General features: G+C 43.5%; 8 protein-coding genes. 6 read left to right on the forward strand and 2 right to left on the reverse strand.

From position 1 onward, the window contains the following. Nucleotides 1-38 precede the first annotated feature (38 nt). The 3 genes from RMY64_RS05600 to RMY64_RS05610 all read left to right on the forward strand — a co-directional run bounded on the left by RMY64_RS05600 (nt 39) and on the right by RMY64_RS05610 (nt 2,688). Entirely contained in the window at nt 39-1,259 is a 1,221-nt protein-coding gene (locus tag RMY64_RS05600) for a sensor histidine kinase (protein ID WP_322675495.1), read from the forward strand. Between the two features lie 3 nt (nt 1,260-1,262). Beyond that, nucleotides 1,263-1,910 carry a response regulator transcription factor gene (locus RMY64_RS05605; protein WP_322699526.1) on the forward strand — a complete coding sequence of 216 codons (648 nt, stop codon included), beginning with the start codon at nt 1,263-1,265 and terminating at the stop codon, nt 1,908-1,910. A gap of 466 nt (nt 1,911-2,376) precedes the next feature. Further along, nucleotides 2,377-2,688 carry a hypothetical protein gene (locus RMY64_RS05610; protein ID WP_322699527.1) on the forward strand — a complete coding sequence of 104 codons (312 nt, stop codon included), beginning with the start codon at nt 2,377-2,379 and terminating at the stop codon, nt 2,686-2,688. A gap of 53 nt (nt 2,689-2,741) precedes the next feature. Here RMY64_RS05610 and RMY64_RS05615 read toward each other — a convergent pair whose 3' ends face one another. After that, nucleotides 2,742-3,131, reverse strand: coding sequence for a hypothetical protein (locus tag RMY64_RS05615; RefSeq protein ID WP_322682194.1), 390 nt, complete (start codon nt 3,129-3,131; stop codon nt 2,742-2,744). Here RMY64_RS05615 and RMY64_RS05620 point away from each other — a divergent pair. The 3 genes from RMY64_RS05620 (at nt 3,122) to RMY64_RS05630 (ending at nt 6,490) form a co-directional block, all read left to right on the forward strand. After that, the gene (locus RMY64_RS05620; protein ID WP_322699528.1) at nt 3,122-3,292 is read left to right on the forward strand and encodes a hypothetical protein; all 171 of its coding nucleotides are present in this window, start codon (nt 3,122-3,124) and stop codon (nt 3,290-3,292) included. The genes RMY64_RS05615 and RMY64_RS05620 overlap by 10 nt on opposite strands. Nucleotides 3,293-3,484: 192 nt before the next feature. Next, nucleotides 3,485-6,010 carry a cyclic nucleotide-binding domain-containing protein gene (locus RMY64_RS05625; RefSeq protein ID WP_322699529.1) on the forward strand — a complete coding sequence of 842 codons (2,526 nt, stop codon included), beginning with the start codon at nt 3,485-3,487 and terminating at the stop codon, nt 6,008-6,010. Between the two features lie 141 nt (nt 6,011-6,151). Then, entirely contained in the window at nt 6,152-6,490 is a 339-nt protein-coding gene (locus RMY64_RS05630; protein WP_322675499.1) for a hypothetical protein, read from the forward strand. Here RMY64_RS05630 and RMY64_RS05635 read toward each other — a convergent pair. After that, nucleotides 6,476-7,345 carry an Rpn family recombination-promoting nuclease/putative transposase gene (locus tag RMY64_RS05635; RefSeq protein WP_322699530.1) on the reverse strand — a complete coding sequence of 290 codons (870 nt, stop codon included), beginning with the start codon at nt 7,343-7,345 and terminating at the stop codon, nt 6,476-6,478. The two genes, RMY64_RS05630 and RMY64_RS05635, sit on opposite strands and share 15 nt — an antisense overlap. Between the last annotated feature and the right edge of the window lie 221 nt (nt 7,346-7,566).

Raw genomic sequence — 7,566 nt, forward strand, 5'->3', positions numbered from 1 at the left:
CTATGGTTTTGTTACAAAGACCATTGAGTTGGAATTCTATGGTTAGCTTGACCTACCCATCTTTTCGTCTGTTGCTTTACCTAGAGTGGCTGTTATTAGCCACGGCAGTGTTCATGGAAGTGCTGCTGCCGTTTCAGTTGTCCTGGTCTTTGCCGCTAGGAGTTATGGCGATCGCAACTTTCAGCTTGATGGGTTTGAGACTACCAATGGTGAAGCTGGAAAGCAAATTAATTTATACAGTTCTGGAATTCGGTTTAATTTTGCTACCAGCCACTCAACATACTTTATCGACTCGCTCCGTTTTCCTGCTGTGTCTGGTATTGGTGATGCGGAGTTGTCTCATATTTAAGCGATCGGGACAGTTGGTCGTCTTAATTTTATCTCTGCTTACTTATGGAACACTACTTTTATCAAAACCGATTGTACCTGAGAATTTTCTGCCAGATAAGCTGATCCTCATGTCCTGGGATTGGCGATTAAGTAATATATTATTGTTTAGCTTAACGTTAGTATTCGCTTTATTGTTAATTAACGCCCTGCTTGCAGAGCGCCAAAGTCGAGAGCAGTTAGAAATTGCCCATCAGCAATTAGAAATCATCAATCAACAACTGTGCCAGTATGCCCTGCGGATTGAAGATCAGGCAACCTTGCAAGAACGCAACCGAATTGCCCGCGAAATTCATGATGGCTTAGGACACACTCTCGCCGCCCAAACCATTCAGATTAATAACACTCTGTTGTTTTGGCAATCAAATAATGACAAAGCATTAACATTTCTCAAACAGGCGAAAGAACTGGGGGCTGAAGCGCTGTTAGAAATTCGGCGATCGCTTTCGGTTTTGCGTTCAAATCCTTTGCAAGGGCAATCTCTCAAATCAGCGATTGAAAAACTGCTGATAGATTTTCAGCAAACCACAAGTATTGAACCATCCTGTAAAATCGATCTCCCGCACACCCTACCAACAGAAGTAAACACGGCTTTATTCCGCATTGTGCAAGAATCGCTGACAAATATTTGCAAACACGCTGAGGCAACAAGTGTCACCGTTAAACTTCTGGCTCACGCTGGGATGATTCATCTGTCAATCGAAGACAATGGAAAAGGTTTTAACCCCACTCAAAATACAACCGGGTTTGGATTACAAGGGATGCGAGAACGGTCGATTGCACTGGGCGGTCAGTTAAATCTCCACAGTCAACTAGGAACAGGTTGCTGTATTTCTGTTTCTTTACCACTCTCAAAGCTGTTGGTGTTTTAGCTTATGATTCGGATTTTATTAGTTGACGATCAGCATCTTATTCGCCAGGGACTTAAGAGTATGCTTGAGTCGAATGCAGAGATGCAGGTAATTGGTGAGGCGGAGAATGGACAACGGGCACTCGAACAGATTGCCGCATTGAAACCCGATATTGTACTAATGGATATCCGAATGCCTGTAATGGATGGAGTTGCCACCACAAAAGCGATCGCTCAACAATATCCTGACACTAAAGTTCTCGTCCTCACCACCTTCGATGATGATGAGTATGTTTTCCAGGCGATGCGGCTGGGTGCAAAGGGCTATTTGCTCAAAGACACCGAACCAGATGAATTAATGTTGGCAATTCGATCCGTCTACAAGGGACAAACCCTACTCGGCCCGGGATTGTTTGAAAAAGCACTCACGCCGATTACCGCACCTGTCCAGTCTGTGCAAACTCCTCCAGAATTAGCGCAACTTACAGCCAGAGAATTAGATGTATTGCGGTTAATTGCTTGTGGAGCCAATAACCGAGAAATTGCCGAATCGCTGTTTCTTTCAGAAAACACTGTTAAAAATTATGTTACTAATATTCTCAGTCGCTTGAGTTTACGTGATCGCACTCAAGCCGCTTTGTTTGCCCATTCGTTGTTTAGTGGACTGAAGTAGAGTCTACTTGGACAAGGGATATATCGTTTACTAAAAAGACAAATAGCTGAGAAACGCAATCGAGAAGGCGTTATATCATGTCAAAGCCATGACTGAAGATTAGCTGTATCTCTGACTGCGTTAGAACTTTGGCGCGTCCGTGCCGATTTATTTTCATCGCTAGACTGTAGACCCTGCGATCCACAGCCTACAACGATTTGACACTTGATCGCGTGGAAACATTGTCTGTATTTGCGGATCAATTGTACTGCGACGGCAAAATGCTTGACTCTATCTACAATCCACGTTCATTTTCCGCAGTGTGCATAAATTGATTTCATTACCCCGATATAAGAAGTAGAAGCAAGGCTTATGTCCTCGCTAATACAAAACCCCGACTTTATTAAGGTGATTTATGTCTGCTGTGATAACTGCCACACAATCAAAAATTTGTCAACGCGTAAGTTCTAGAATAGAGAAAGATGTTATGAATTTTTCAAAACGTTTCTCAACACCTTTAGTATTTTTCTTTTTGACATTTAGCGCATTACCTGCTTTAGCTGATAATTGTTCAGTAGCCGATCGAGTCCCATTGCCACCATGTGTTCAAGCAGATTATGTTGATAATGGAGCTGTTCTAACTAATCGCTGTCCTTATACAGTTACTATAAAAGTTGATATAGCTAACGGTAGCGATCAACGGGTAAATGTTCCTAGCAACGGAGGAAGAAGAGTAGTCAGTACTACAGGAAGGTTTAATTTAAAATGCTGTCCCAAATATAACAAATGTAGGGGGTAGTAGTGGGATTTTGTAAAAAAGTGGACAAAGAGACAACGGGCGACCACCGGGTGTCACCGCCAATAGTTGTAAGCTAAAAGTAAGCTAAAAGCAGCCTCTATCAATACTTTCAGCAATTTGACCCCGTAGCACCCCCGCGTAGCACGGGTTTTTTTTTGGTGGTTGGATGCGATCGCAGGAAATAAACCAATTACGATTGGACAGGGATACAGTACGATAGCTTGGATTCCAGAAGATTCTGGAAGTTGGGCACTACCTTTGAGGCATGAGCGAATCACCAGTTGGGACAGTCCGATTGAGAAAGCAGTTGGACAACTGAAAAAAGTATGCGAGCTAATGCCTTCTAGACCGATTTCTGTTTGGGACAGTGAATATGGTTGTGCCCCGTTTATCCTGAAAACATCTGAGATTGCCACAGATAATAAGAGTACGGTTGCGTTCAAATCTGTGTTTATGGGATGCACCACCAGCTTATAAAGGTTCGGGTCGTCCTCGAAAACATGGTGCAAAATTTAAACTAAATGAAGCCTCTACATGGGGCGAAGCAGCATCTGTCTTGGAAGTAAATGACCCGAAATTGGGACGAGTTAAAGTCAGTTCGTAGCCCCGCCTGCAAAGAGGGGCTGGGGGTGGGGTGCTGTGATTATGGAAATCATAACTAATTACCCGGACATAATATTAGACAATAAGTCTATTGCACATTGTGTATTAATGCACAACCACTGAATATAGATATTTTGACATACCCTTTCAGGGATAATTCTTGTTATACAGCAGCCTACAGGGAGAACTAAATATGACATCTCCAGAAACGGTTACATGGCTACAAAAACGCACGTCTTTAGGAATTCTCTCGCCTGAAGTATTAAATGCGATCGCTCAAGTAATTGAAGAACAAGTAGTGAGCGCCGAAACTGACTTAGTTAGTGAAGGCAATTCTCCAGAAGCCCTTTATATTCTTGTAGAAGGTCAACTCGAAAGCAATACCACCAATCAAAACAACCCAGCTTTAGCTTGTGGATTTCTCCCCGGTGCAGTGATTGAACTCAAAGAATTGCTGTTGGATGAATCAACTCCATTCACAATTACGACAGTAACCGAATGTCACTTGTGGGTTGTACCTGCTGCTAAATTTCGGGAATTAGTCACTCAATACCCCGAAATTACTCAGGCTTTTTCGCGTCAATTGGCTCAAGAATTAGCTCAGGTAACATCTGCACTTGGCTATGAACAAGAACGTTCTATTGCCTTGCGTCCATATTTAGTTACCAAAGCACAACGCGGAATTGTCGGTACAAGTCGCTATGCTGTGCGGTTGCGGGAGCAAATTCGAGAAGCAGCTGGCGATCGCAAATCAGTAGATATTTTCGGAGAACCAGGGTTAGAAAAAGACAATATAGCAGCTCTCATCCACTTTGGTTCTCCCAAACGGCGAGAACCAATTATTAAAGTAAATTGTGGTATTCTCCAAACTAGCGGTGCAGATTTATTTGGTCGCGCTGGCGGCAAACCAGGGCTGTTGGAATGGTTGGGAGAAGGGACTCTAGTTCTCAACAATATCCAAGAATTGCCCGAAGAATTATTACCTGCGGTGACGGAGTTGCTCAAAACTGGTAAATATACCCCCGTCAGTCGTTCTGGAGATTCAACACCCGAACCTCGTCCCAGTCAAGCCAGAATTCTGATTGTTTCAGAAAAAACTCAGCCGACAGTTGAACGTTTTGTTGGTCACATTATTAAAGTGCCACCGCTACGGGTGCGGAAAGCTGATATTCAGACACAGGTCGAATATTATACCAGTCTTTATACACGCTCTAGAGGGATTTCTAAACCGCACATTACCCCAGAAGCTTTGCGTCGCCTCCAGTCTTATGATTTTCCTGGCAATCTCAGGGAATTGAAAAATCTGGTAGAAAGAGCGATTGCCCAAGCTGAGGGTGCAAATGAATTAACAGAAGAAATTTTCTGGCAAGCCGAAACTAAGAAAAAACGATTTCGGGTAAATTTGTTAAATGCCTATCCTAATTTGCGGCGATTTTTACGTAGTGACTGGTGGCCCGATCGCATTAATTATGGTTTTACTGCAACGGCTTTTGCGATTATTGTGGCAATATTATTTATTGGGCCGCAAACCCGCGATCGCAATTTCGTCTTAAATCTATTTTGGGCTTGGTGGTGGCCTTTCTTCTTGTTTCTCTTTCCCTTTTTGGGTCGTATTTGGTGTTCTGTTTGTCCCTTCATGATTTATGGAGAAATCACCCAAAAGCTCTCTTTATGGCTGTGGCCTCGAAAACTCAAGCGCTGGCCGAGAGAACAAGCTGAAAAATGGGGCGGATGGTTCCTCTTTGGTTTATTTACCCTAATTTTCTTATGGGAAGAACTCTGGCATTTAGAAAATACAGCTTACCTCAGCGCTTGTTTGCTGCTATTAATTACTGCTGGGGCAATGATTTTCTCGGCTATTTTTGAGCGGCGGTTTTGGTGTCGCTATCTCTGTCCCATCGGCGGGATGAATGGTTTATTTGCCAAACTCTCAATGACGGAACTCCGGGCACAGCAAGGGATATGTTCTGCCAGTTGCACCACTTATCAGTGTTATAAAGGCGGGCCGCAAAAGGGCGAAGGTATGGAAACGAATGGATGTCCTTTATACTCACATCCAGCCCAATTAGAAGATAACCGAGATTGCGTACTGTGCATGACTTGCCTGAAAGCTTGTCCCCATCGCTCCGTTGAGTTCAACTTGCGTCCCCCTGGAATTGAATTGTGGACAACTCATGTACCCCGTACTTATGAAGTAGCATTATTGTTATTGCTGTTGGGTGGTATATATTTACATCGCTTGCCAGAATTGCAATCTTGGTTAGGCTTACAACTGGATTTAACTGATTTTTGGCAGCACTTGGGATTATCGCTGCTAGTGTTAATTATTCCAGCAGCTTTTACCATTGGCGCTTATAGCTTGTTCCAACTGTTCAACGCTAACCGTAAGCCTCGAAAATTTGTAGAGCTTGCATATAGCTATCTCCCATTAGTTTTAGGGGGAAACTTAGCTCACTATCTGCGTTTGGGCTTAAGCGAAGGCGGACGGATTTTACCCGTAACCTTTGCGACACTTGGTTTGAGTGGCGAACAATTGCCAATATTGGTTGCTCACCCGGCTGTGATTGCCTTTTTGCAAGGTGCAACAATAATTTTCTCCGTGTTAATGACTATGGTATTAACACAAAAAATTGCCAAGCAATCAGTGCGATCGCTCATACTGCAACACCTAGCAGCGATCGCTTTGGGAGTTAGTATGTGGGCAATTATCGTCTTTTGAGCTTTACATCTTCCACCAGGCGGTTTTTAATCGCCTGGGCTAGGTGGAAAATGTGAGTTAAGAACATTCTTCCCTACGAACGTGATAGAAAATACTTATAGGATTTATGATTTTTGACTCATAGTGTAAGGATTACAGATAATGCACGTTATAAAAAGAGCGATCAAACCTGCAACTTATATATCATTCCTCCACATCTACCAAACGACTTGGGGGACTGCTGGTGATATTTGTTTAATCCGTGAATCTGTAGCTAATGATAGTACAGCGAAGTTTATCGGGCACAAAATCCAATTAGTAGTTCCAAAAGGGCTAGAGCGCGATCGCATTGCCAACTGTCCAATAATTAAAGTTGCAGGTAATGTCGGCGACGGACATCCCAAAGAACACCCATTGGAATGGGAAGCTTATGAAGGTGTAAGTGAAGAAATAGCTTTAGCGGCTCTCAAACCTTGGGGCTTCAAGTTAATTGAACTCTAATGTATCAAACCAGGCTTGTAGATCTGCGATCGCCTGAAAATCCAATAATGCTTCACCGAGATTTTCTAATTGTTCTAAAGAGAGAGTTTCAATCCGGTCTAGCACCTCTTGGGGTAATTCTCCCACCCGTCGAGTAAGTTGACGGAGAATGAGCAATTGCCCTTCTGCCTTTCGTCCTCTTAGTTCTCCTCGTTGTTCGCCGCGTTGTTCGCCGCGTTGTTCGCCTTCAGCAAGAATTTCTTGATAAATTACTGACTCGCGCATCATACCCTCCCGAAATAATTGTCGAATCAAGTCTTGATTGTATTTTAACCCCGCTAAGATTTGGGTATAAGCGGAAATTTCTGGTCGTTGTCTTGGCTCAAGTTGATTAACTTTGCTCACAACTTGTTGCAATAATGTTTGGGGTTGCGTGGTTGCTGTCAGTGGTGCTAACGGTAACAAAGCAGGATCGTTGAGGAATGGTTCGGGATTTTCTTCCCATAAGCGAATCACGCGATATTCATGACGGGTAGTTTCGACACAGAAGACAGTTTCAATTACTGTTCCTGGTGCAGGGGGAAGCAATAATACGACAACTTGCGTTATCGGTAGACGATACAAACGATACAAGCGTACCCAATAATCTAGCATCCGCAAGGGTAGGGGTGGCGTAGATTCTAGTTTGGTTTGAAATTCCAGATGCAGAATGCGTCCTTGTAATTGCAAAAAAGTGACATAATCAGCGCGAATTGGTTCGATACTCAATTCGGTTTTGAGAACTGTGACGCTTGTTTGTGGTGTACCCAAAACCCAACTGGCAAAGGTAGCAGGATGTTTTTCGGACAGGAGTTTGCAGAGGTTATCAAAAGACATTAGCGATCGCCAACAATCAAACGAGGTATTGTTATTATCTCGTGCAGTGGTTTGAGTAGGCGATGTCTACGATGGTCACTGAGCGCAGTCGAAGTGCGGGCTACGCCTACGCACCATCGCTCAAAGAAGCTCATTATTATACTTTGGGCGTATCTTTTTAAATAGGATAGGACTTACGCAACTGTCACAAGCAATGGCGCAGCGTAGCTGCGCTCCCGCGC

The organism is Nostoc sp. DedQUE08 (genome assembly GCF_034530895.1).
Taxonomy (GTDB): Bacteria; Cyanobacteriota; Cyanobacteriia; order Cyanobacteriales; family Nostocaceae; genus Nostoc.

Excerpts from the sequence above, each read along its gene's own strand:
- RMY64_RS05635 (WP_322699530.1), bottom strand. The coding sequence starts at position 7,345 with ATGTCTTTTGATAACCTCTGCAAACTCCTGTCCGAAAAACATCCTGCT.
- RMY64_RS05625 (WP_322699529.1), top strand. The coding sequence starts at position 3,485 with ATGACATCTCCAGAAACGGTTACATGGCTACAAAAACGCACGTCTTTA.
- RMY64_RS05600 (WP_322675495.1), top strand. The coding sequence starts at position 39 with ATGGTTAGCTTGACCTACCCATCTTTTCGTCTGTTGCTTTACCTAGAG.
- RMY64_RS05630 (WP_322675499.1), top strand. The coding sequence starts at position 6,152 with ATGCACGTTATAAAAAGAGCGATCAAACCTGCAACTTATATATCATTC.
- RMY64_RS05610 (WP_322699527.1), top strand. The coding sequence starts at position 2,377 with ATGAATTTTTCAAAACGTTTCTCAACACCTTTAGTATTTTTCTTTTTG.
- RMY64_RS05605 (WP_322699526.1), top strand. The coding sequence starts at position 1,263 with ATGATTCGGATTTTATTAGTTGACGATCAGCATCTTATTCGCCAGGGA.